The sequence below is a fragment of the Actinomadura sp. KC06 genome, from assembly GCF_004348735.1.
In the GTDB taxonomy this organism is placed as follows: Bacteria; Actinomycetota; Actinomycetes; order Streptosporangiales; family Streptosporangiaceae; genus Spirillospora.
Genome location: NZ_SMKT01000059.1, coordinates 1 through 22,247 on the forward strand (window position 1 = coordinate 1; position 22,247 = coordinate 22,247).

22 protein-coding genes are annotated in these 22,247 nt (G+C 70.4%); 15 read left to right on the forward strand and 7 right to left on the reverse strand.

Annotated elements, in window-relative coordinates; translation table 11 throughout:
* The coding region (locus E1287_RS19980) for a serine/threonine-protein kinase (RefSeq protein WP_131966558.1) at positions 1 to 1,039 on the reverse strand (1,039 nt) is incomplete at its 3' end.
* 169 nt (positions 1,040 to 1,208) lie between these two features.
* Between E1287_RS19980 and E1287_RS19985 the strand changes: the two genes are divergently transcribed.
* Entirely contained in the window at positions 1,209 to 1,673 is a 465-nt protein-coding gene (locus E1287_RS19985) for a sterol carrier family protein (RefSeq protein WP_131966559.1), read from the forward strand.
* 91 nt (positions 1,674 to 1,764) lie between these two features.
* Positions 1,765 to 2,394 (forward strand): LamG domain-containing protein, encoded by a 630-nt coding sequence (locus E1287_RS19990; RefSeq protein WP_131966560.1) that lies wholly within the window; start codon positions 1,765 to 1,767, stop codon positions 2,392 to 2,394.
* A gap of 1 nt (position 2,395) precedes the next feature.
* Here the strand turns inward: E1287_RS19990 and E1287_RS19995 are convergent, their stop codons facing one another.
* Positions 2,396 to 2,767 (reverse strand): DUF4190 domain-containing protein, encoded by a 372-nt coding sequence (locus tag E1287_RS19995; protein WP_131966561.1) that lies wholly within the window; start codon positions 2,765 to 2,767, stop codon positions 2,396 to 2,398.
* 128 nt (positions 2,768 to 2,895) lie between these two features.
* On the opposite strand from E1287_RS19995, the gene purF reads away from it, so the two are divergent.
* Both purF and purM read left to right on the forward strand, forming a co-directional pair.
* Positions 2,896 to 4,350 carry an amidophosphoribosyltransferase gene (gene purF / locus E1287_RS20000; protein ID WP_207934330.1) on the forward strand — a complete coding sequence of 485 codons (1,455 nt, stop codon included), beginning with the start codon at positions 2,896 to 2,898 and terminating at the stop codon, positions 4,348 to 4,350.
* Entirely contained in the window at positions 4,347 to 5,372 is a 1,026-nt protein-coding gene (gene purM / locus E1287_RS20005) for a phosphoribosylformylglycinamidine cyclo-ligase (protein ID WP_131966563.1), read from the forward strand. Before purF ends, purM begins: the two co-directional genes overlap by 4 nt.
* Before the next feature lie 244 nt (positions 5,373 to 5,616).
* On the opposite strand, the gene E1287_RS20010 is transcribed toward purM, so the two are convergent.
* On the reverse strand, positions 5,617 to 5,823 hold the full coding sequence (locus E1287_RS20010) for a DUF3073 domain-containing protein (RefSeq protein WP_131966564.1): 207 nt from the start codon (positions 5,821 to 5,823) through the stop codon (positions 5,617 to 5,619).
* Positions 5,824 to 6,146: 323 nt separating this feature from the next.
* Entirely contained in the window at positions 6,147 to 7,229 is a 1,083-nt protein-coding gene (locus tag E1287_RS20015; RefSeq protein WP_131966565.1) for a Glu/Leu/Phe/Val dehydrogenase dimerization domain-containing protein, read from the reverse strand.
* Between the two features lie 83 nt (positions 7,230 to 7,312).
* Between E1287_RS20015 and E1287_RS20020 the strand changes: the two genes are divergently transcribed.
* The gene (locus tag E1287_RS20020) at positions 7,313 to 8,248 is read left to right on the forward strand and encodes a hypothetical protein (RefSeq protein WP_347813980.1); all 936 of its coding nucleotides are present in this window, start codon (positions 7,313 to 7,315) and stop codon (positions 8,246 to 8,248) included.
* Between the two features lie 273 nt (positions 8,249 to 8,521).
* Positions 8,522 to 8,725 (forward strand): developmental transcriptional regulator BldC, encoded by a 204-nt coding sequence (gene bldC, locus E1287_RS20025; RefSeq protein ID WP_012850682.1) that lies wholly within the window; start codon positions 8,522 to 8,524, stop codon positions 8,723 to 8,725.
* Between the two features lie 423 nt (positions 8,726 to 9,148).
* On the opposite strand, the gene E1287_RS20030 is transcribed toward bldC, so the two are convergent.
* A complete protein-coding gene (locus E1287_RS20030) occupies positions 9,149 to 9,832 on the reverse strand; it encodes a TetR/AcrR family transcriptional regulator (protein WP_243719229.1) in 684 nt (227 codons plus the stop codon).
* Positions 9,833 to 10,157: 325 nt separating this feature from the next.
* On the opposite strand from E1287_RS20030, the gene E1287_RS20035 reads away from it, so the two are divergent.
* From E1287_RS20035 to E1287_RS20050, 4 genes are all read left to right on the forward strand, one after another.
* Positions 10,158 to 11,216 (forward strand): LacI family DNA-binding transcriptional regulator, encoded by a 1,059-nt coding sequence (locus tag E1287_RS20035; protein WP_131966602.1) that lies wholly within the window; start codon positions 10,158 to 10,160, stop codon positions 11,214 to 11,216.
* Positions 11,217 to 11,632: 416 nt separating this feature from the next.
* Complete coding sequence (locus E1287_RS20040; protein ID WP_131966566.1) at positions 11,633 to 11,869, forward strand: hypothetical protein; 237 nt, start codon at positions 11,633 to 11,635, stop codon at positions 11,867 to 11,869.
* Positions 11,870 to 11,975: 106 nt separating this feature from the next.
* Positions 11,976 to 12,818: an N-acetylmuramoyl-L-alanine amidase gene (locus E1287_RS20045; RefSeq protein WP_131966567.1), complete on the forward strand. Its 843-nt coding sequence runs from the start codon at positions 11,976 to 11,978 to the stop codon at positions 12,816 to 12,818.
* A gap of 57 nt (positions 12,819 to 12,875) precedes the next feature.
* The gene (locus E1287_RS20050) at positions 12,876 to 14,330 is read left to right on the forward strand and encodes a class I SAM-dependent methyltransferase (RefSeq protein ID WP_131966568.1); all 1,455 of its coding nucleotides are present in this window, start codon (positions 12,876 to 12,878) and stop codon (positions 14,328 to 14,330) included.
* A 9-nt stretch (positions 14,331 to 14,339) separates the two neighbouring features.
* Here the strand turns inward: E1287_RS20050 and E1287_RS20055 are convergent, their stop codons facing one another.
* Positions 14,340 to 15,410, reverse strand: a complete 1,071-nt coding sequence (locus E1287_RS20055) for a quinone-dependent dihydroorotate dehydrogenase (protein WP_131966569.1) — start codon at positions 15,408 to 15,410, stop codon at positions 14,340 to 14,342.
* Positions 15,411 to 15,440: 30 nt separating this feature from the next.
* Complete coding sequence (locus E1287_RS20060; RefSeq protein WP_131966570.1) at positions 15,441 to 16,493, reverse strand: hypothetical protein; 1,053 nt, start codon at positions 16,491 to 16,493, stop codon at positions 15,441 to 15,443.
* Between the two features lie 207 nt (positions 16,494 to 16,700).
* On the opposite strand from E1287_RS20060, the gene E1287_RS20065 reads away from it, so the two are divergent.
* The 5 genes from E1287_RS20065 (at position 16,701) to E1287_RS20085 (ending at position 22,246) form a co-directional block, all read left to right on the forward strand.
* A complete protein-coding gene (locus E1287_RS20065; RefSeq protein ID WP_131966571.1) occupies positions 16,701 to 17,747 on the forward strand; it encodes a hypothetical protein in 1,047 nt (348 codons plus the stop codon).
* Between the two features lie 516 nt (positions 17,748 to 18,263).
* Entirely contained in the window at positions 18,264 to 18,773 is a 510-nt protein-coding gene (locus tag E1287_RS20070) for a hypothetical protein (protein WP_243719233.1), read from the forward strand.
* A gap of 396 nt (positions 18,774 to 19,169) precedes the next feature.
* Positions 19,170 to 20,432, forward strand: coding sequence for an extracellular solute-binding protein (locus tag E1287_RS20075; RefSeq protein WP_207934331.1), 1,263 nt, complete (start codon positions 19,170 to 19,172; stop codon positions 20,430 to 20,432).
* 48 nt (positions 20,433 to 20,480) lie between these two features.
* A complete protein-coding gene (locus E1287_RS20080; protein WP_131966573.1) occupies positions 20,481 to 21,416 on the forward strand; it encodes a sugar ABC transporter permease in 936 nt (311 codons plus the stop codon).
* On the forward strand, positions 21,416 to 22,246 hold the full coding sequence (locus tag E1287_RS20085) for a carbohydrate ABC transporter permease (protein WP_131966574.1): 831 nt from the start codon (positions 21,416 to 21,418) through the stop codon (positions 22,244 to 22,246). Before E1287_RS20080 ends, E1287_RS20085 begins: the two co-directional genes overlap by 1 nt.
* Position 22,247 lies beyond the last annotated feature (1 nt).

Here is a 22,247-nt window from a genome sequence, read left to right on the forward strand (position 1 = left end):
GCCCAGGGGCGGGCGTGAACGCGGTAGGGGCGCCTGGACCGGCGGCCATGGGACGCGGGGGCGCTCCCATAGGCGTCCGTGGCGGCATCGGCGGAGGCATCTGCGACGGGGGCGGCGGCATTCCGGCGGGTGGTGCGGCCTGTGGGGCGGGCCGCGGGAGGGGCGCTCCGAAGGCGAGTGCGCGGCCCTCGTCCACCATCGAGGACGGCATGCGGCCGAGCAGCGGGCCGTCCTTGTCGAGGAGGCGTTGGAGGAGGTCTTTGGCCGTCGGACGGTGGGCCGGGTCTTTGGCGAAGGCGTCGGCCATGATCTCGCGCAGCGATTCGGGGACGTTCGACAGGTCCGCTTCGTCGTAGACGATCCGCTGCATCACCTCGGAGGGCGAACCGTCCCCGAACGGCGGCTCACCTGTGCCGGCGAACAGAATGGTGGACGCCCAAGCGAAAACGTCCGCGGGCTGGCCGATGCCGGTGCCGCTCAGCTGTTCGGGTGACTTGTAGGACGGATCCTCGGTGATGTGCCCGCTGAAGGATGCGTTCACGGCCTCCAACGCATGGGCGATACCGAAATCGCTGAGGCGCGGCCCGTCCCGTCCCAGGAGAACGTTCCCGGGTTTCAGGTTGTGGTGTAGCGCTCCGGCCCGGTGGACGGCCGCGAGAGCGATCGCCGTACCGACGGCCAAGCGCTCGACGACGGCAGCGCCGCGCGGGCCCTCTTCGTCCACGAGCTGCTGGAGGGACGGCCCGTCCACCCACTGGCTCACCACGTACGGACGGTCGCCCTCCACGTCGGCGCTCAGGATCGCCGCCGTGCAGAAGCCGGAGACCTTCCTGGCGGAGGAGAACGCGTTCGCGAACCGCGACCTGGCGACGGGCTCGCCGCTGAGCCGCACGTGCAGGACCTTCACGGCGACGGGGCCGCCGACCGGGTCCCTGCCGAGGAAGACGGCGCCCTGCTCGCCGACGCCGAGCCGTCCCGTGATCTCGAACGCGCCGAGTCTTCGCGGGTCACCCGGCTGCAGGGGCAGCGCCTCGGGCATCTGACGAACCTCCGTGTCCTCCGGGGACGGCGTCCCCGGCCTCCCCGTTCCCTTCACTCCCGCGGCCCCCCTGGCCTGGCGTCGGGTCCTTTTTACCGTCTGCGCGGCGCCGCGGCGCCATCGCGGGGCGGAGCGGTCCACCGGCCGCGACCCGGTAGCGTCGGTGGCGATGTCGCGCAAACCGCTCACCCTCGCCGTTCTGAACGACCAGCGCGGCGCCCTCGGCCTGCCGACGTACACCGGCGCCGACGAACCCGCCGAGCTGCGTCGCGCGGCGCTGGAGACCGTGCTGGCCGGTATCGAGGCAGGAAGCGCCGAACCGTCCCGGCCGGTCGTGATGGGAGCGGTGCGGTTTCTGCTTGACCGGCTCGCCGAGCTCGCGCCCGGCCGTTCGGTGGAGGTTCGTGTTCCTCCTTATGCCGCCGTTCAATGCATCGACGGCCCGCACCATACCCGTGGAACACCCCCGAATGTGGTGGAGATGGACGCCGCCGCTTGGATCCGTCTGGCCACCGGCCGGTTGGCCTGGGACGACGCCGTCGCGGACGGACGAGTCCGTGCCAGCGGCGCGCGCGCGGACCTGTCCGGCCATCTCCCACTGCCCCTCGACCGGGAGGTCACCGAACCCGGCTGAGCCGGATTACTGGCTTCGCGTCCAATTCGGGCTTGCCTGGACGGCACGGCACTGCCAGCGTGGGACCGGCCTGGGGCCTGGAGGTGATCCCGTGCTGATCGCGCAATGGACGTTCGACGTCGACACCGTGGACGGCCGCCGCGTCGCCGCCGCTGCCGGCGCCGGGCCCGCCGCCGAGCTGGACGAGACGGCCGAGATCGTCCCGGGGCGGGCCGGGGAGGCACTGTCGCTCGGCGGGAACGACGGCCGCGCGGTGATACCCGCGGCGCCCCAACTCGTCCTCAGCCAGATCTTCGGGTTCAGCTTGGCGTTCTTCGTCCAGGTCACCGAGGAACCGAAAGGCGAATGGCGCAGCCTCCTCTACAAGCCCGTCGCCGAGAACGACGCGCGGGCCCTCGGCCTATGGCTGTATCCGGACGAGATGAGGGTCCGCGGGCAACTGTTCACCAACAACGGCCCGGACTACGTCGACAGCAACGCAAGGCTGACCGTGGGGGACTGGGCACACATCGCATTCACCGTGGACACCGACGGCATGTACCTCTACGTCAACGGCAGTCTGGACGTAGGTGTGCCTCTGGAACACGCCGTTGTCACCCCTGCCGGGCCCATCTACCTGGGCAGCGAACCCACGAAGCCTGGATTCGGTGGCCTGATGGACGATTTCCGCGTCTACGCGTCCGCGCTCGACGAAGAGGCAGTCCGCTCTCTAGCTGGCTGACCTACGGGGTTCTGTCCGCTTGTGCGAAGGGGAACTCGCGTTCGACGCAGTCCCGCCGCGACGTGTCGTCCGGGTAGCGCGCCTCGTCGCCGCACTGGGCCGCCTTGCTCAGCAGGACGAAAAGCATCCCCGCGCCTATGAGGAGGGCGAGGGACGAGCAGATGACGCCCACGATCGCAGGACGCCGGTCCGCATCGCGACGGACGAGCGACACCGTCCCCAGGACGACCCCGACGAGCGCCGGGATCACGCCCGCCAGACAGAGGACGAGGCCCACCAGGCCCACGATTCCGAGCACCTGAGAAGCCCTCGCCAAGGTGCTCCGCTTGGGCGGGGCCGGCGGCGAATACGTCTGGTACCCGGGCAGCGTCATGCGTTCCTCCACGTGTCGGTCACCAGATTCCCCCGCCTCACCTGATTCCCGTGGTTCCGCGGGGTAAAGGTCCGTTAAGGAGATACCGCCGATCGGAGCAGGTGAATCAGGCATCTAGACTGATGAACGTGCCTCTCCGTGACGGACGTCTGAGCCACGACATCGATCCCACCGACCGCCCCCCGCAGGACGCGTGCGGGGTCTTCGGCGTCTGGGTCCCGGCGGACCAGGCGTCCCGGGCCGAGGTGAGCAAGCTCACCTACTACGGCCTGTACGCGCTCCAGCACCGCGGGCAGGAGTCCGCGGGCATCGCCGTGAGCGACGGCTCCCGCATCGTCGTGTTCAAGGACATGGGCCTCGTCGCCCAGGTCTTCGACGAATCGGTCCTGAACACCCTCCGCGGCCACATCGCCGTGGGGCACTGCCGCTACTCGACGACGGGCTCGCCCACGTGGGAGAACGCGCAGCCCACGTTCCGGTCGTCGGACGCGGGCGGGCTGGCGCTCGTCCACAACGGCAACCTGATCAACACCCTGGACCTGGCCAAGCGGCTGGAGCCCGGCGTGCTGACCGCCACGACCGACACCGAGGTCCTGACCGCCCTGCTCGCCGACGGCGGCGAGGGCGGCCCGCTGGCGGCGGCCCGGGAGATCCTTCCCGCCACCCGCGGCGCGTACTCCCTGGTCTTCATGGACGAGGGCACCCTGTACGCGGCCCGCGACCCGGAGGGCGTCCGGCCGCTGGTCCTCGGCGCGCTGGAAGACCGCGGCTGGGTCGTGGCGTCCGAGACCGCCGGGCTCGACATCGTCGGCGCCCGCTTCGTCCGCGAGATCGAGCCGGGCGAGATGGTCGCGATCGACGGCGGCGGCGTGCGGTCCGAGCGGTTCGCCGAGCCGCGGCCGAAGGGCTGCCTGTTCGAGTACGTGTACCTGGCGCGGCCCGACACCTCGATCGCCGGACGCAGCGTCCAGGCCACCCGCGTGGAGGTCGGGCGGCGGCTGGCCCGTGAGCACCCCGTCGAGGCCGACCTGGTCATCCCGACGCCGGAGTCGGGCACCCCGGCCGCGATCGGCTACGCGGAGGCGTCCGGCATCCCCTACGGCCAGGGCCTGGTGAAGAACTCCTACGTCGGCCGGACGTTCATCCAGCCGTCCCAGACGATCCGCCAGCTCGGCATCCGGCTCAAGCTCAACCCGCTGCGCGAGGCGATCGAGGGCAAGCGGCTGATCGTGGTGGACGACTCGATCGTCCGCGGCAACACCCAGCGCGCGATCGTCGGGATGCTGCGGGACGCGGGCGCCGCCGAGGTCCACGTGCGGATCTCCAGCCCGCCCGTCTCCTGGCCGTGCTTCTACGGGATCGACTTCGCCACCCGCGCCGAGCTGATCGCCGGGAACCTGTCGGTCGCGGAGATCCGCGACTCCATCGGCGCCGACTCGCTCGGCTACATCTCCCTGGACGAGCTCATCTCCGCGTCGCACATCGCCAAGGAGAACCTCTGCCGGGCGTGCTTCGACGGCGTCTACCCCATCCCGGTCGACCAGGACGCACGCGGCAAGCACCTCCTGGAAATCACCCGATGACGTCCTACGAGGACGCCGGGGTCGACATAGCGGCGGGTGAACGCGCCGTAGAGCTGATGAAGTCCCGGGTGGCGCGTTCACGGCGTCCAGAGGTCGTGGACGACGTCAGCGGGTTCGCGGGCCTTTTCGATGCGTCCGCGCTTGCGCGCTACAGGCGTCCCTTGCTGGCCACGTCCACGGACGGCGTCGGAACCAAGGTCGACCTGGCGCGTCGGCTCGGCGTGTACGACACGGTCGGGCACGACCTGGTCGGCATGGTCATCGACGACCTCGCCGTATGCGGCGCCGAACCGCTGTTCATGACCGACTACATCGCCTGCGGAAAAGTCGTCCCGGAACGGATCGCCGACATCGTCGGCGGTATCGCGGACGCCTGCGCCCTGGCCGGCTGCGCGCTCGTGGGCGGCGAGACCGCCGAACATCCCGGCCTCCTGGAATCGGACGAGTTCGACCTGGCGGGCGCTGGGACGGGCGTCGTCGAAGCCGACGAGGTCCTAGGCCCCGACCGCGTTCGCGTAGGGGACGCCGTTCTGGCTATGGCGTCGTCCGGGATCCACTCCAACGGGTACTCGCTCGTCCGCCACATCCTGGCCACGACCGACCTGGACCTCGAATCCCAGCCTGCGGACCTTGACCGTCCCCTCGGTGAGGCGCTTCTCACTCCGACACGCATCTACGCCAAGGACTGCCTCGCACTGACGGGCACCGGCGGTGTACGTGCGTTCGCTCACATCACGGGCGGCGGTCTGGCGGCGAACCTGGCCCGTTCACTGCCCCCGACCATGGACGCCGTACTGAACCGCGCCTCCTGGGAGACACCGGCCCTGTTCCGCGTCCTGCAGGCTCATGGGGACGTCTCTCAGCCCGACATGGACAAGACGTTCAACATGGGCGTCGGAATGGCCGCCATCGTGTCCCCGGACGCCGCCGACGAGGCCCTTCGCGTCCTGGCGTCCCGCGGCGTCGCCGCCTGGCATCTAGGCGAGATCACCACGGGCACCGGCAAGGCCACCCTCGTCTGATCCGCGAAACTCGTCTGACCCGCGAACCGGACCAGCGTGATGATGATCACGCCCGTCCGGCGACGCACGCCCACAGCTCACGGCCGCCCGTGGTCGGGGCTGAGGACCCCGCTGAGCGCCTCTTGGGCCCCAGAGCTCACACGAGTACCAACGGGCGTCCAACGTGGCTCACGGGCCCGTTCAGCGGCCCTGCATGACAAACGCCACTGCCCGATGTCGCGGGCAGTGGCGCAGTGTCAGCCGGTCAACCGGAGGTTCCGTCCTTGCGGTCCTCCGTGCCGTAATCGTCGGCGTAGTCGGCGTACTTCTCGGCGAGCTCGTCGTAGGAGTCGTCCCCCGCGTCGTCGACTCCCAATTCGCTCTTCAGGCGGTCGAGGTCCGTGTTGCCGCTGTTGTACTTGAGCTGTCGGGCAACCTTTACCTGCTTGGCCTTGGCTCGGCCGCGACCCATTGGCTCGACCCCCTCGATGGTCAGGGCTTTCGTGGGCCCATCAACGCGCGCGTGTACCACACGAACCGGTGCCTGATGAGCCATGCGTCAGTCACGGGTACAACCGTACCCGTTTTGCGCCCGGCTCGGTACATCGACGGTACGTGGCGGCGCTTCTGTTGCTGATAACAACAGTGTATCCGGTGGTCACGAGTACGCACTAAGGCCGCCGTAGGAGGGCCCTAGGGCTCCCTCACGGCGGCCTCAGCCGGTTCGACGCGTTCGATAGGTTCGGCGGGGTTGGCGGGTTTCGACGGGCTTTCGGGGACCGGTTCCAGCCCGTTTCAGAGCAGGATGCCGCGCAGCCTCCCGACTTCGGACATCCGGCGTTCGGCGAGGCGGTCGGCGGCCACGGCCGGCGGGACGCCCTCGTCGGCGGCCAGCGCGAAGATCTTCAAGGTGGTGTTGTAGATCCCGGTGGCGCGGGCCTTGGCGCGGTCGAAGTTGAAGCCGCCGATCTCGTCCGCGACCTGGATCACACCGCCGGAGTTCACCACGTAGTCGGGCGCGTACAGGACGCCGTGGTCGGCGAGGCTCTTCTCCACGCCGGTGTGGGCGAGTTGGTTGTTCGCGGCCCCGCACACCACCTTGGACGCCAGTACGGGCACGGTGTCGTCGTTCAGGGAGCCACCGAGCGCGCACGGCGCGTACACGTCGAGTTCGGTGCGGACCATCGTGTCCGTATCCGCGACGACCTCGACTTCGGGATGCGCCGACCGGACCCGGTCGACGGCGGACTGGTTCACATCGCAGATGACGACGTCGGCGCCGTCCTCACGGAGGTGCTCCACCAGGCGGTGGCCGACCTTCCCGACGCCTTCGACGCCGACGCGCTTGCCGCGGAGTGTGGGCGCCCCCCACATGGTCTTCGCCGCAGCGCGCATGCCCTGGAACACGCCGAACGCGGTGAGGATGGACGAGTCGCCCGCACCGCCGTGCGCGACCGTCCGGCCGGTGACGAACTGGCTCTCCCGAGCCACGATGTCCATGTCCTCGCTGAACGTGCCGACGTCGCACGCGGTGTAGTACCTGCCGTTCAGCGACTGGACGAACCGTCCGTACGCCCTCAGCATCGCCTCGGACTTGTCGATGGCCGGGTCGCCGATGATGACGGCCTTGCCACCGCCGAGGTCCAGCCCGGCCAGGGCGTTCTTGTACGCCATGCCGCGGGACAGGTTCAGCACGTCGGCGAGGGCCTCTTCCTCGGTCCCGTAGGGGTAGAAGCGGGTGCCTCCCAGGGACGGGCCTAGCGCGGTGGAGTAGATCGCGATGATCGCGCGCAGGCCGCTGGCCTCGTCTTGGCAGAAGACGACCTGCTCGTGACGGGGTTCGGTGCCCTTGTGGGGCGCCCCGAAGACATTAGGCACGGTAGTGCCCTCCTCTCTGTCTCTAAGATCAGCCTAGGGCGCGTGATGCCACCGCGCCCGGCCGAATCTCATGTCACGATGCGATGGTGCTTCCGTACGCCGCGTACCTACGGGTTTACGAACCGGTGACCGCCTTCCCGGAGCCCGCGCGGACCCTGTGGACGGTCTACGCCGACTCCCGGCGGCGTCCGCGGAGGATCCACGCGCTGGGCGTCGAGCACCGCGCCGCGACGCTCAGGCTGATCGGCTCACCGCCCGAGGTCGTGCCGGAACGGGAGAGCAGGGACGCCTACGTCCGCCGCCTGGACGACATGATCTACGTGTGCCCGTGGCAGACGCGGCTGCGCTCATGGCTGGCCTTCGAGCGCTTCCGGGACGAGCACGCCGCCGGGGTCGCGGCCGCGTTCGTCCCGCCGCCGGTGTCGGAGCGGGCGGCGGGCGAGTTCGAGCAGTGGAAGCGGTCGGGCAAGCCCCTGCGGCCGCACATCCTGACGAGCACCTGGCACATACCGCTGGACTGGTTCGTGCCCTTCACCCGCGGTGAGCGGTGCCTGATGCTCGGCTCGCCCGGGACCGGGTACCGGAAGGCGGACGACGCGTCCGAGGAACACGCCGAACCGCCCGCCCCAGGTCAGAGCCCGGCGACGGCCGCGCCCGCGCGTACGCTCATCTACGTCACGTCGATGGGCGAGGCGCGCCGGAGGGTGGCGGACGCGCTGCCCGTCGTGCGGGAGAACCTCGGCGACGGGACGGGCGATGTCTACCTCCTGTCCGCCGGACGCCTGGACACGCTCGGCCGATGGCTGGACGGTTTCCATCCCCGCGCGCTCGTCGAGCTCGACTACGGCGGGCTCGTCCATCTGCTGGACGACCGCACGCTCAGCCTGGACGAGTCCGTGGCCGAGATGACCGTGGCCCTCGCCGGGATGGAGCGCGGTGAGGTCGAGCTGACCGTGGCGATGTACAAGCGGCTGCTCGCCCGCTGGAGGCCCATCCGGGCCCTTGAGGCGGCGAACTAAAACAAATTTCCCGAATCCGCGCGCGATACGACTATACGTATCGCTAGAATCACGCAGCGTGACCCGCTGGCCACCGGATACGCGCCGCACCCCGCACTCGCGGGGATGTTTGCACGCAACTACCGCCAGGAACTTGCTTGTTGCGCTGAGTGGTGGCAAGGTTACACGTTGTGATGTCATAGTGGCTCTTTCGGGCCATAGGGGACATCAGTGACCACGCGAGGATCAATCGCAGGATCGCTGTCATCGGTCCACGGAGGAGAGGCCGCAAACATGTCAGCACGTACGCCAGAGGCCGAGCCCCTGCTGACGCCGGCGGAGGTGGCGACGATGTTCCGCGTCGACCCCAAGACCGTCACGCGGTGGGCGAAGGCGGGGAAGCTCACGTCCATCCGGACGCTCGGGGGGCACCGCCGCTACCGCGAGGCGGAGGTGCGGGCGCTGCTCGCGGGAATCCCGCAGCAGCGTTCGGAGTAGGGGGGCGGTTCGCCGCCGCCGCGTGCGATCGGGTTCTCGCCCCGCGTGAGCCCGGCTCCGCACGCGCATCGCGATGGTCGATGCCGGTGCCGGTCGATTCCGGCGGCCGGGATCGGTCATGGCTTTGGGGGGATGGCCGTTGTCGCTGTGCTCACCCGCGTCGCCCTTGGGGTCCGGGCGCGTCTCGTGCCCGCCCCAAGGGCAGCGGGTGGCCGGCTCGGCCCGGGTCGGCCGGGTCGAGGCACCGGACCGCACGGCGACGGCGGCCGAAAAGCCTCGCTGACGTGCGAGGAATTTGGGACATGGGTGACTTTTTGTCCACATGAGGACAGAGTCTCCATTTAGGACGTTGCCCGTCACTTTTGGGTAAAGCGTCCAAAAGCAGAGCCGTCCGGGACGGGGGAGCCCGCCCGGACGTGGGCGTCAGCCCATCTCTTCCTGGGCCAGCCGGTCGAACAGCCTGCCGGTGCCCGGGTCGTGGCGTCCGGCCGCGTGGAACATGACCACCAGATGGTCGATCAGCAGGCCTTCCAGCTGCGGACGCGGCACGTCGCGCTTCTCCAGCCAGTCCAGGCCGGCGGTCTCGACCGCGGCCATCCAGGCGCGGAGCGTGATGCGCAGGATCGGCTGCGGCGTCTCGACGTCCAGCGAGTGCAGGATCCGGTCCAGCAGGAGCTGCCGGATGCCGTCCACGATCTCGCCCGCCTCGCCGGAACGGTCGGCCGGGCCACCGCGCAGCAACGCGGTGTAACCGGCCGCGTGGCTCTCCACGAAGTCGAAGTAGCGCCGCAATGAGATGCGCAGCCGTTCGAGCGGCTTGCCCTCGGTCGGCGGCTCCAGCAGCACCGACAGCTTCTTCGCCGCGCTGCCCAGCGCCGCGATGTACAGCTCGTTCTTGCCGCCGAAGTAGTGGTAGACCAGCGCGCGGGAGGCGCCCGCCTTGGCCGCGACGTCGTCGATCGAGATGTCCTCGGGCGAACGCGTGCTGAACAGCTGCAGCGCCGCCTCGATCAGTTCGTCCCGCCGTTCGTCGACGCTGAGCCTGCGGCGGCCGCGGCCACCGCTCTGCCGGCTTCGCGCCTTGCCGGCCACCGCGCGATCTCCCACCTGGGCAGCGTATCCGAGCCCGGACGGCCCTATGTCCCCGCCAATTGGGGTGGAACGGGCTTTTCACCGGCCTTGATCACCGTCCGGCCGCGGTGTGAGACCGAACACCACAGGCCCGAACCACCATTGTCGGATGCCCGTTACTCACTGTTGCGGCGGTTTGGGGGAAAGGCGCGGCATCATGGCAACTCCCCCTCGAGTGGAGGACGGCGCGTTACACACCCCGCCGCGCGCCGTCGAGGCAGGTCCCACAGGTCCCCCTGGACGGAGTGCCATGTCAGCTGATCAGGCGAATCCCCCGCAGAACATGCGGGAACAGAACGCGGTGCCCAGGCCTCGCACCGAGCCTTCTCCCGCCGCCAGACGCGACGAGGGTAGAGCCGTACCCGCGCCGAAACCGACGATCCGCAACGTCGCCGAGCGCGCCGGCGTCTCCAAATCGCTCGTCTCCCTCGTGATGCGAGGGTCACCCCATGTGAGCGAACGGCGGAGACAGGCCGTCCTGCAGGCCGCACGCGAACTGGGCTACCGCCCGAACGCCGTGGCGCGCAGCCTCGTCGAAGGGCGCACCAGGCTCATCGGCGCGATCGTCGCCGACCTGCACAACCCGTTCTTCGCCGAGTTCCTCGACGGGCTCCAGGAGAGCCTGCACGGCGCGGGCCTGCGGATGCTGGTCGGCAGCGGCCGCTGGGACCCGCTGTTCGAGGCGGAGGCGGTCGAAGCGTTCCTGGAGATGCGGGTGGACGGGCTGGTGCTGCTCAGCGTCGTCCCCGAGTCGCTCAAGGAGGCCGCGGCCAGCGTCCCGGTCGTGGTCGTCGGCGAACGCGACGTCGTCGGCGTCGACATCGTCGTGGACGACGACGAGCTCGGCGCGAGCCTCGCCGTCGACCACCTCGTCGAACTCGGGCACCGGCGGATCGCGCACATCGAAGGGGCGCGCTCCACCACGGCGCGCTACCGCCGCGACGGGTACGAGAAGGCGATGCGCCGGCACGGGCTCGCCGGCGAGATCGTCGTCGAGCCGGGCGACTTCACCGAGGACGGCGGCTACCGGGCCGCCCGCGCGCTGCTGCGCCGCGACCCGCGCCCGACCGCCATCTTCGCGCCGAACGACCTGGTCGCGACCGGCGCGCTGTCGGCGGCCGACGAGCTGGAGATGCGGGTGCCGGCGCAGCTGTCGATCGTGGGATACGACAACACCCACCTCGCGGCGATCCGGCACATCTCGCTGACCAGCGTGGACCAGCCCCGCCGGGACATGGGACGGGTGGCCGCCGAGATGCTGACCGCGCGCATCGGCGACCCCGCCCGCGTGGCCCGGCAGAACCTGGTCGTCCCGCACCTGGTGGTCCGTTCGACGACGGGGCCCGCTCCCACCCTGTGAGCCCCGGTCACAGGGACCGTCCCCCCGCCTTCGAATAGCTCCCGAGGTCCGACCCACCCCACGCGGCCGCCGTGGCCGTACCCGGCCATGCGCGCGTGCCCGGCATGCCCGCCCGGCACGACGGCGACGGCCGGTCCTTCGGCATGCCCGCGCGCGCCGAGCAGGCGGGCGGAAAGGCGGGTGGGCGGGGCCTGTACACGCCGGTGTGGAGGCATGTCCGCGTGCGCCGGGTAAGAACCGGTGTGCGGCAGGTAAGGGGCCGGCCAAGTCTGCAGCATTCGCCGGCCCGCGACCCGCCGCCGGCGGGTTAATGGGACACACCGTCCGGCGAGCGGGTCCGGATGGCCTTGAGGGGAGGCCGTCCGGGCGGGGACGCCGCCGAGCGGACACGGGAAAGTCCACGAGGGGGTTCAGTCGTGCGTGATCCGGAACTGGTGTCGTGCGCGCAGCGCGCGGCGAGCGAATTGGAACGCGCGTGGTCGGAATGGCGGCACGCGCGGGGTCTGGCCGAGCAGGTCTCGGAGTCCGTGGCCAGCTACGTCGCCCATTCGATCGACCACCCGTGGGGGCGCCCGCGCGTGGTCCTGGGCCTGGACGCCGACGAGGCGCGCGCGCTCGCCGCACTGCTCGGCAAGGACGACCCGCTCACCTGAACCCGCCGCCGAATACCGCCGGGTTTCCGGGACTTCGTTTGACGAACCCTCACCGGTGTGCAGACTGTCAGGGTCGGTAACGAAGTCATCACGGAGGAAACGGCCGGTGCGCATTCATCGAGGCGGCCTCACGGCCGCCGGTCTCGCGCTGTGCCTCGGCGCCCTCGTCGCGTGCGACGCCTCCGCGGAACCGTCCGGCGACGACGGCGGGACGGTGAATCCGCCGACGGCCGGCGGGCGGGCTTCGGGCGCCCCGGAGGACGGGAAGGACCCGGCGTCCGGCGGCGGGTCGTCCGCGCTGGACGGCAAGGTGATCGTCCTCGATCCCGGGCACAACGGCGGGAATGCCCGCAATCCGGCCCAGATCAACAAACAGGTCAAGATCGGCAACGGCACCAAGGCATGCGACACGACCGGCACCAGCACCGCGGCCGGGTACGGCGAGCACGCGTTCACCTGGGACGTCTCCAACCGGCTCGCGAAGCTCCTGCGGGCGAAGGGCGCCAAGGTCGCGCTGACGCGCAAGGACGACAAGGGCGTCGGCCCGTGCATCACCGAGCGCGCCGCGATCGGCAACCGGCTCAAGGCCGACGCGGCCGTGTCGATCCACGCCGACGGGACGTCCGCGTCCGGGCACGGGTTCCACATCATCGAGCCGATCGCCGTCGGCGGGAACGCCGCGATCGTGCCGCGGTCCGCCAAGCTGGGCAAGGCGTTGCGCGACTCCTACCGCGCGGGCACCGGCATCCCGTACTCCAACTACCTCGGCGAGAACGCCATCGACCGGCGCAACGACCTCGGCGGCCTCAACCTGTCGACCGTCCCGAAGGTGTTCATCGAGTGCGGCAACATGCGGAACAGGGGCGACGCGGCCAAGCTGTCGAGCGCGCCGTTCCGCCAGCGCATCGCGGAATCCCTGGCCAAGGGTCTCGAGACGTACCTCGGCTGACACGGCGTTCCTGCGGCTGACCCGGCGTCCCGGCGTCGGGAGCGGCAGGATGGGCGGGTGGCTGATCTTCTTCGTGTGCGCGAACTGCTGACCGGGGCCGGGTACACGGTCGCGGGTGTGCGGGAACTGCTCGGGCCCGTCGCGGGCGGGGCGCTGGCGCGGGACGAGATCGTCCCGGCGCTGCGGGCGACCGGCGGCGGCTCGCCGCTGGAGGCCCTGACGCGGCTGTTCTGGTTGCAGGTGCCGGTGGACGCGGCGGCGATCCGGACGGACGAACTCGTCGCCGCGGGCCTGGTGGAGGCGTCCGGCGGGGAGGTGCGGGCCCGGCTGCGCGTCGAGCCGGTCGAAGCGGTTGACGATGGCGGCGGGCATGTCGGGTATGTCGTGTCCGATCTCAAGGTCCGGCCGGGGGCCGGGGCCGTTCCGGCGGCGGATCATGTGGTGGGCGCGGGCGGCGCGTCCGGGAGCCTGGCGCGGCTGGTTGTCCACAGGGCTGTGGATAACGTGCTCGATGTCGGGACGGGCTGCGGCGTCCAGGCGGTGCATGTGGCGAGCCGGAATCCCAGCGCGCGCATCACCGCCACGGACGTCAACCCGCGTGCTCTCGATCTTGCCCGGATGAGCTTCGCGCTTTCCGGAGCGCCGGAGGGTGAAGCCGAGTTTCTTGAAGGGTCGCTGCTGGAGCCCGTCCGGGGACGCCGGTTCGATCTGATCGTGTCGAATCCGCCGTTCGTCGTCGCGCCGCCGGGGGACCGCCGCTTCACCTACCGGGAGTCCGGCCTGCCGGGCGACGACTTCTGCCGACGCCTAGTCGCGGAGGCCCCGGAGTACCTCAACGAGGGCGGATACTGCCAGGTCCTGGCGAATTGGCTGCATGTCGAGGGCGTTCCCTGGGAGGAGCGCGTCGGCTCGTGGGTGGACGGCTGCGACGCGTGGATCGTCCAGCGGGACGTCCAGGATCCAGCGGAATACGCTGAGTTGTGGCTACGGGATTCCTGCGAGGCGGGAACGCCGGAATACCGCGTCCGGTACGAGGCGTGGCTCGACCACTTCGAGCGGAACGGCGTCACTGGCATCGGGTTCGGGTGGATCACGATGAGGCGTCGTGCGGGCGGCGTCGTCCGGGTCGAGGAGGTGCGGCACGCCGTCGATCAGCCGGTCGGCGCCTACGTCCCGGACGTCCTTGACGGCTTCGTCAAGGCGGACGAGTTTTCCACAGCCTGTGGACGGACGGTGAGGGCCGCGGCCGGTCTCGTCCAGGAGCAGATCGGCCCGCCCGGCGCCGAGGACCCCGAGCGGATCGTGCTGCGCCAGCCCGACCGGCTCCGCCGCGCCGCCGCCGTCGGGACGGTCGAGGCCGGCCTCGCGGGCGTCTGCGACGGCTCGCTGCCCCTCGACCCGCTGCTGGACGCCATCGCGCAGCTCACGGGCATGGACCCGGCCCAAGTCCGCGCGCACGCCGACGCCGTCCTGCCCGCCCTGATCGCGGACGGCTTCTTCACGGCGGACTAGCGCGTCCGGTCAGCGGCGGGCTTCGGCGAGGGTGCGGAACGCGCTCTCGCGGAGGCGGCGGGACAGGGCGCGGTTGACGCGGTGGGCCCAGAACGGACCGCCGTAGATCATGCCGGTGTACGCCTGGACGAGGGTGGCGCCCGCGCGGACGCGCTCCCACACGTCGTCGGCGCTCTCGACGCCGCCGACCGAGACCAGGACGAGCCGGTCGCCGGTGCGGGCGCGGAGGCGGCGCAGGACGTCCAGCGAGCGGTCCTTCAGCGGCGCGCCGGACAGCCCGCCGGTCTCCTTCACCAGGGCGGGCGGGCTGAGCAGCGCGTCCCGGGCGACGGTGGTGTTGGTCGCGATGATGCCGTCCAGGCCGAGGTCGACGGCGAGGTCGGCGACCGCGTCGATGTCGTCGTCCGCCAGGTCCGGCGCGATCTTGACGAGCAGCGGGACGCGGCGGCCGGACGACCGGTCCGCCGCCTCGCGCACGGCCGTCAGCAGCGGGCGGAGGTGCTCGACGGCCTGGAGGTTCCGCAGCCCGGGGGTGTTGGGGGAGCTGACGTTGACGACGAGGTAGTCGGCGTGCGGGGCGAGCCGCTCGGTGCTCGTCACGTAGTCGGCGGCGGCCGCGGCCTCCGGGACGGTCTTGGTCTTGCCGATGTTGGCCCCGACGATCGTCCGGCCGGAGCGCCCGAGGAGGCGGCGCGCGGCGGCCTCCGAGCCCTCGTTGTTGAAGCCCATCCGATTGATGACCGCCCGGTCAGGGGCGAGGCGGAACAGCCGCGGGCGCGGGTTGCCGGGCTGCGGGCGCCCCGTCACCGTGCCGATCTCGACGTGGCCGAACCCGAACGCGCCGAGCGCCTCGTAGGCGACGGCGTCCTTGTCGAATCCGGCGGCGAGGCCGAGCGGGGACGGGAAGTCCAGCCCGAGCGCGCGCACGGCCAGCGCCGGGTCGCGGGGCGCGAGCAGCCGCCGCAGCAGCGGCGCGGCCCCGGGCACGGCCTGGAGCGCGCGGAGCCCGCGCAACGCCAGGTGATGGACGGTCTCCGCCGGGACCCGGGCGATGACCAGTGCGAACAGGAGTCGGTACATCGCCTGCAAGTATCTCAGGCGCGGGGACGGTCAGTGTCCGCGGAAGGTGCGGCGGAGCTGGAGGCGGACGTCCCGGCCCGCGTCGCGCATCGTCCGGCGGGCGGCCCGGACCGGCTCGCGCACGGTGACCCGCCAGGTCTCGCGGACACCGCGGCCGATCGGGCGGAGCACGCTCGTCCCGACCCAGCGGGCCGGGGCGACGATCAGGACCCGGGTCGGGGCGACGACGAGCGTCCGCCAGAGCCACCGCAGGACGCGGGCCGCGAGCCGCCACGTCCCCACGAATCCCGCGACGATCGGGGCCAGGACGTACCGCCACAGCGTCTGGGCGGGCAGGACGATCAGGACGCGCGCCAGCCACGCCAGGCACCGCCCGGTCAGCCGCCACGACCACGCGAGGGCCGCCGCGAACGCGCGCCACCCGGCCGCGAGCAGGCCGCCGAGCACGCCGAGGACGGAGAGCGTGCCGCGTCCCAGCCAGGCGAGCCCGCGCCAGACGGCCAGGGCGAGCCAGGCGAGCCCGGCCAGCGGCGGACGCAGGACGTACCGCCACAGCAGCGCGAGCGGCATGATCACGAGCACGCCGATCAGCAGCCCGATGCCCTTGAACAGCAGGACGAGCCCCTCCCCGAGCAGGGAGACGAGCCAGGCCAGGCCGCGTCCGAGGAGTTTGAGCGGTTTAAGGAAGAGCAGCTCCAGGAGCCAGGCGAGGCCGCGTCCGATCAGGGCGAAGAAGCGTCCGACCGGGGCGATCAGCCGGCGGTAGATCCAGCGGGCGACGCGGCCCGTGCCTCGTCCGAGCCAGCGCAGGAAGCCGAGGATCACGACGACGGCGAGCCACCGCAGCGGCCGGACGATGAGCAGATCGAGGAGCCGTCCGACGCCGTTCCACACCGCCCGCACGCCCCGGGCGATCAGCACGACCACGTCGTGGACCAGCCGCAACGGCACCAGCACGATCAGCGCGACCACGCGCGCCGGGATCACGATCCACGCCGGGCCCGCCGCCCGTGCCTGCTCCGGGGGACGGGTCTTGCTCAAGCTGATCGGTGCGTCCGCGGGGGAGTCGTCGCCGGTGGTCACTGCTGCCTGCCTCGCGAGCCGTCGATGGAACCAACTGTGCATCTCTGACCCGGCCCGCGGGCGGCCGGTTCCGGGTGGTTGAACCCGTTCCGAGGGATTCACCGTACTGCTCCTCGATCCGGTGAGCGGTGCGGCAGCTCGACCGCGATCGGCGTACGGGACCTGGAACCGGAGCCGGGACCCAGACGACACGGAGGACAGACGACAATGAAGATCCCACGTTGGGTGATTCCCGCTGCAGCCGCCCTGACCGCGTCCGGGCTGGTGCTCACCGCATGCGGGCAGGAGAACGGCGGGAAACAGCAGAACGCCGCCGCGGGCACCCAGGGGCAGGCTCCCGCCGACCCCTCGGCGGAACCGTCCGCGCCGCCGGCGCCCGAACCCACCGCGCTGGAGGTCGCCAACTTCACGCGGCTCGGCAAGGTCGTCACCGACGGAGACGGCAGGACGCTCTACCGGTTCGACAACGACACGGCCCGTCCGCCCGCCTCCACGTGCGCGGACGCGTGCGCCAAGGCGTGGCCGCCGGTGCTGGCGACCGAGGCGGAGCCGGAGGTCGACGGCGTGAAGCAGTCGCTGGTCGGCAAGGTCAAGCGGCCGGACGGCCAGTGGCAGGTCACGCTCGGCGGATGGCCGCTGTACCGGTACGCCAAGGACGAGGGTCTCGGCGACGTGAAGGGCCAGGGGGTGGGCGGAACCTGGTACGCCGCGTCCCCGACGGGGACGAAGGCCGCCCCGAAGAAGGCGGAGAACGACGACCGCTGGAAGGGCTGGACGGTCGTCAAGGCCAGGAACGACCCGAAACTCGGCCTCATCCTCACGGACGGCAAGGGCCGCACGATGTACCGCTTCGACAAGGACACCGACAAGCCGCCGACCACGAACTGCTTCGGCGCCTGCAAGAAGGCGTGGCCGGTCGTCCTCTTCACCAACTGGAAGAAGGTCAAGCTCGAAGGCGTCGACCGGAAGCTGGTCGACTTCATCGAGCGCAAGGACGACGGCAAGTGCCAGCTCACCATCAACGGCTGGCCCATGTACTACTACGAGAAGGACGAGCAGCCCGGTGACGTGAAGGGCCAGGGCGTCGGCGGCGTCTGGTGGGCGACCACCCCGGCGGGCAAGCGGGCCGCCGTCACCGGCGCGGGCGCGGGCGCGGGCTCGGGCTCGGGCAACGGCGGCTACGGGAACGGCAACGGCAATGGGAACGGCAACGGCGGCTACGGCAGCGGTAACGGGTCGGGCGGGGGTTACTGAGCACCCGTCGCGCTAGCCGCCTCCACAGGCGAAGGCGCGGAGGGGACGCGGGTCGGTCGGGGTCCGCGATCCCTCCGCGCCTTCCTGCATGCCGCGAACGTAGATATGGCCGGAAAGATAGGTGTTCTCGTTCTGTCACGGTGCCAGGTGGCAGAACGTCCTGTGGCTCGGCAGATGAAATCCATTACCAGCGAGTTCGCCGGCCTGAGAATCGGCAAGTCACAAAGTGCTCCATGGCGGTGCGCCGGGTGGCCTGCTGCCATGTGGCATTCTGCTCTCTGACCTGCGGATAATGGCTTCCAGGCGTGCTTTGGAGATGCGATCCTGAAGTCGACTCGACCGAGTCCAGCCGATCTTACAGGACAATTCGGGGTGGGCGTCATGACAGTTGTTCCAGCACCGGCGCCATCGGTGTACGACGGACGCGGTTCCGGGAACTCCGGCTCGTCCGGACAACTGCTCTTTCGCCCGCTGCTGGCCATCGACATCATGGGCTACAGCGTCCGATCGCCCCGCATGCAGTTCCAGGCGCAAACGGACTTGCTGGCCGCGATGGAGACCGCCGCGGACGTGGCCGGGCTTGACCGTGGACGCTGGATGCAGCAGGTCAGCGGCGACGGCGAACTGGACGTCTTACCGGGCGACGACGACATCGTCACGGTCGTCGGCAGGTACGCCCCGGCCCTTGAACGCGCCCTCGCGGAGACGAACCGCAGAGCCGCCCCGGACCGCCGCCTGCGCGTGCGGCTCGCGCTCCACCACGGCGCTTTGATCATGGGTCCGGAGACCTTCTTCGGACCGGCCGGGGACGCGCCGGTGGTCGTGAGCCGGCTGCTCGACGCCCGCCCATTGCGCCGGTATCTGACCGTCCATCCGGAACGGAACGTCGCGCTGATCGTCTCCAAACAGATCTTCCGCGAAGTCGTCTGCAGCGGCTTTTGCGCACTGCCTCCCACGCACTTCCATCTGATCCGGACGACGATCAAGGGTGTCGTTTATCAGGGCTACATCTACGATCCCGGCTGAGGCCGCGTGGAGGAAGTAGAAAAGAGCGACCCCGCCCGGAGGGATGGCCCGCTCCGTTCTTAATATGCGGTACCCGCTCCATCTGCCGGCCCTTGACGGGGTCCTGGGCGTGCGAGAGTTGATCAAGCTCGGCGGCTGTGATAAGAGCGCCTGCCGTGACCGGTGAAGAGATTGTTACGCGCGGGACACGGTCTCTTTAGATCACTCTTTGGATCTCGACAGTCACGGAATCCGGTGATCGAATGGAGTTCGAACCGCCACGGACGCGGCCCGGCGAAGTGTCGCTCCTGGTGGGAGGCTTCGGGAGGCCCGATGGTCGGACCAGTCGGACGAGTCGCACGAGTCGGTCGGGGGAAGCGCGCGGGACGGAAGCGCGCAGGGGCGCTGAGAGCCGGGGTGGCGCTGGCGCTGCTGGCCGGCGGGTTGACGGCCTGCGGGGGCGGCGGCGGGACGCCCACCCTGAACTGGTACGTCAACCCGGACAACGGCGGGCAGGCGACGATCGCCGCGGCGTGCACGAAGGCGGCGGGCGGCAAGTACCGGATCAAGACCTCGCTGCTCCCCAGCGACGCGACCCAGCAGCGCGAGCAGCTGATCAGGCGGCTCGCGGCCAAGGACACCGGCGTCGACCTGATGAGCCTTGACCCCGTCTTCGTGGCGGAGGCCGCGAACGCCGGGTTCCTCCGCCCGTTCACAGCGAGCGAGGCCGGGCCGCTGACCGAGGGCGTCTTCGACTCCGCGGTGCAGAGTTCCACGTGGGAGGACAAACTCTACGCGGCGCCGTTCTGGGCGAACACCCAGCTCCTCTGGTACCGCAAGTCGGTCGCGCAGAAGGCGGGCATCGACCCCAACGCGCCCGACTTCACCTGGGACAAGCTGATCGACGCGGCCGTCCGCACCAACACCACGATCGGCGTGCAGGGCAACCGGTACGAGGGCTACATGGTGTGGATCAACGCGCTCATCGCGTCCGCCGGGGGCCGGATCATCAGCGACGCGGAGAAGGGCGACGAGGCCGCCATCGAGATCGACTCGCCGGCGGGGAAGCAGGCCGCCGCGATCATCGGCAAGCTGGCGAGGTCGACCGCCGCCGGGCCGACGCTGTCCACCGACATCGAGGAGCAGTCCCGGGCGACGATCAACGGCCCGCGCGGCGGGTTCCTGCTCAACTGGGGCTACGTCTGGCGGGCGGAGAAGGGCGACGCCGAGGCGGGCGCGATCAACAAGAACATCGTCGGCGACCTGGGGTGGGCGCGCTATCCGCGGGTGAACCCGCAGCAGGAGAGCAAGCCTCCGTTCGGCGGGATCGAGATCGGGGTCAGCGCGTACGGGAAATACCGCAACAACCTGGCCGTCGAGGCGGTCAACTGCATCACCTCGCCGGCCAACATGAAGCGGTACATGCTCGACGAGGGCAACGTCGCCGCCCGTCCGGCGATCTTCGACGATCCGGACATCCTCAAGGAGTTCCCGATGGCGCCGCTGATGCGGGACTCCATCGCCGCCGCGGAGCCCCGTCCGGCCACGCCCTACTACGCGGACGTCTCCGGGGCCATCCAGAACCGCTGGCACCCGCCCGCGTCGGTGAACCCGAACACGACGCCGCGCGAGTCCGCCAGGTTCATCCGCGAGGTCCTGCGTGACAAGGCCCTGCTCTGAGGCCCCGCCGGCCCCAACGGCCCCAACGGCTCTAACGGAGGTGTTCGGATGACATCCGTCGAAACGGCGCCGAAGAGCGGGCGGCCCCCTGCGCGCGCGGAGATCTCCGACCGGGAGCGGGGCGAGCGCAGGCTGGGGCTGCTGCTGTCCGCGCCCGCGGTTGTCGTGATGCTGCTGGTCACCGCGTATCCGCTGGGCAGCGCCCTGTACCAGTCGCTGTTCAGCTACCGGCTCACCGCGCCGGACGACCGCCGCTTCGTCGGCCTCGGCAACTACGCGACCGCCCTGACCGACCCCCTGTTCTGGCAGACGGTCGTCACCACGCTGATCATCACGGTGATCACGGTCGGGGTGGAGCTGGTGATCGGCTTCGGGCTGGCCATGGTGATGCACCGCGCCGTGTTCGGGCGCCGGACGGTCCGGACCGCGATCCTGCTCCCGTACGGCATCGTCACGGTCATCTCGGCGTTCGCGTGGAAGTACGCGTTCGACGTCCAGTCCGGGTTCGTCAACTCGTGGTTCGGGCTCGGCGACTTCGCCTGGTTCTCCGACCGCTGGGCCGCGATATTCGTGATCATCCTGTCGGAGATCTGGAAGACGACGCCGTTCGTGTCGCTGCTGCTCCTCGCCGGGCTCGCGCAGGTGCCGCGCGACCTGGGGGAGGCGGCGACGGTGGACGGCGCCACCGCGTGGCAGCGGCTGAAACGCGTCACGATCCCGAACATGAAGGCCGCCATCCTCGTCGCGGTGCTGTTCCGCACCCTGGACGCGTGGCGGATCTTCGACAACGTGTTCATCATGACGGCGGGCCAGGAGAAGACCCAGGTACTGTCGTTCCTCACCTACCAGCAGATCATCACCCGGACGGCGCTCGGCCTCGGCAACGCGGTCGGCGTGCTGCTGTTCCTGTCGGTGGTGCTGATCGCGGCCGTGTTCATCAAGGGATTCCGGGTGGACCTCTCCCAAGTGCGAGGTGATCGTTGATGGAGTCGGCGCGCTCGAAGACGCTGTGGATCGTCGCGTCGCTGCTGATCCTGGTCTGGACGGCGTTCCCGATCCTCTGGATCGTGATGCTGTCGTTCAAGACGCCCAGCGAGATCGGCAACGTCCAGGGCTTCTTCCCCCAGGACTGGACCTGGGAGAACTACGAGACGGTCTTCAAGACCGACCTGTTCACCTCCGCGCTGATCAACTCGATCGGCATCTCGCTGATCGCCACGTTCGTCGGGGTCGTGTTCGCGACGCTGGTGGCGTACGCGATCGCGCGCCTGGAGTTCCCCGGCAAGAAGCTGATCCTGTCGTTCGCGCTGGCGATCGCGATGTTCCCGGTCGTGTCGCTGGTCGGGCCGCTGTTCGACCTGTGGCGCAACATCGGCCTGTACGACACCTGGCCGGGCCTGATCATCCCGTACATCTCGTTCGCGCTGCCGCTGGCGATCTGGACGCTGTCGGCGTTCTTCCGCGAGATCCCGTGGGAGATGGAGCAGGCCGCGCAGGTGGACGGCGCCACGTCCTGGCAGGCGTTCCGGAAGGTGATCGTCCCGCTGGCCGCGCCCGGGGTGTTCACCGCCGCGATCCTGACCTTCTTCTTCTGCTGGAACGACTTCGTCTTCGGGATCTCGCTGACCTCGACCGACCGGGCCAGGCCCGTGCCGGCGGCGCTGGCGTTCTTCACCGGGGAGTCCTACTTCGAGCAGCCCACGACCGCGATCTGCGCGGCCGCCGTGGTCGTCACGGTCCCGGTCGTCATCGTCGTCCTGGCGTTCCAGCGCCGCATCGTGGCCGGGCTGACGTCCGGCGCCGTCAAGGGCTGAG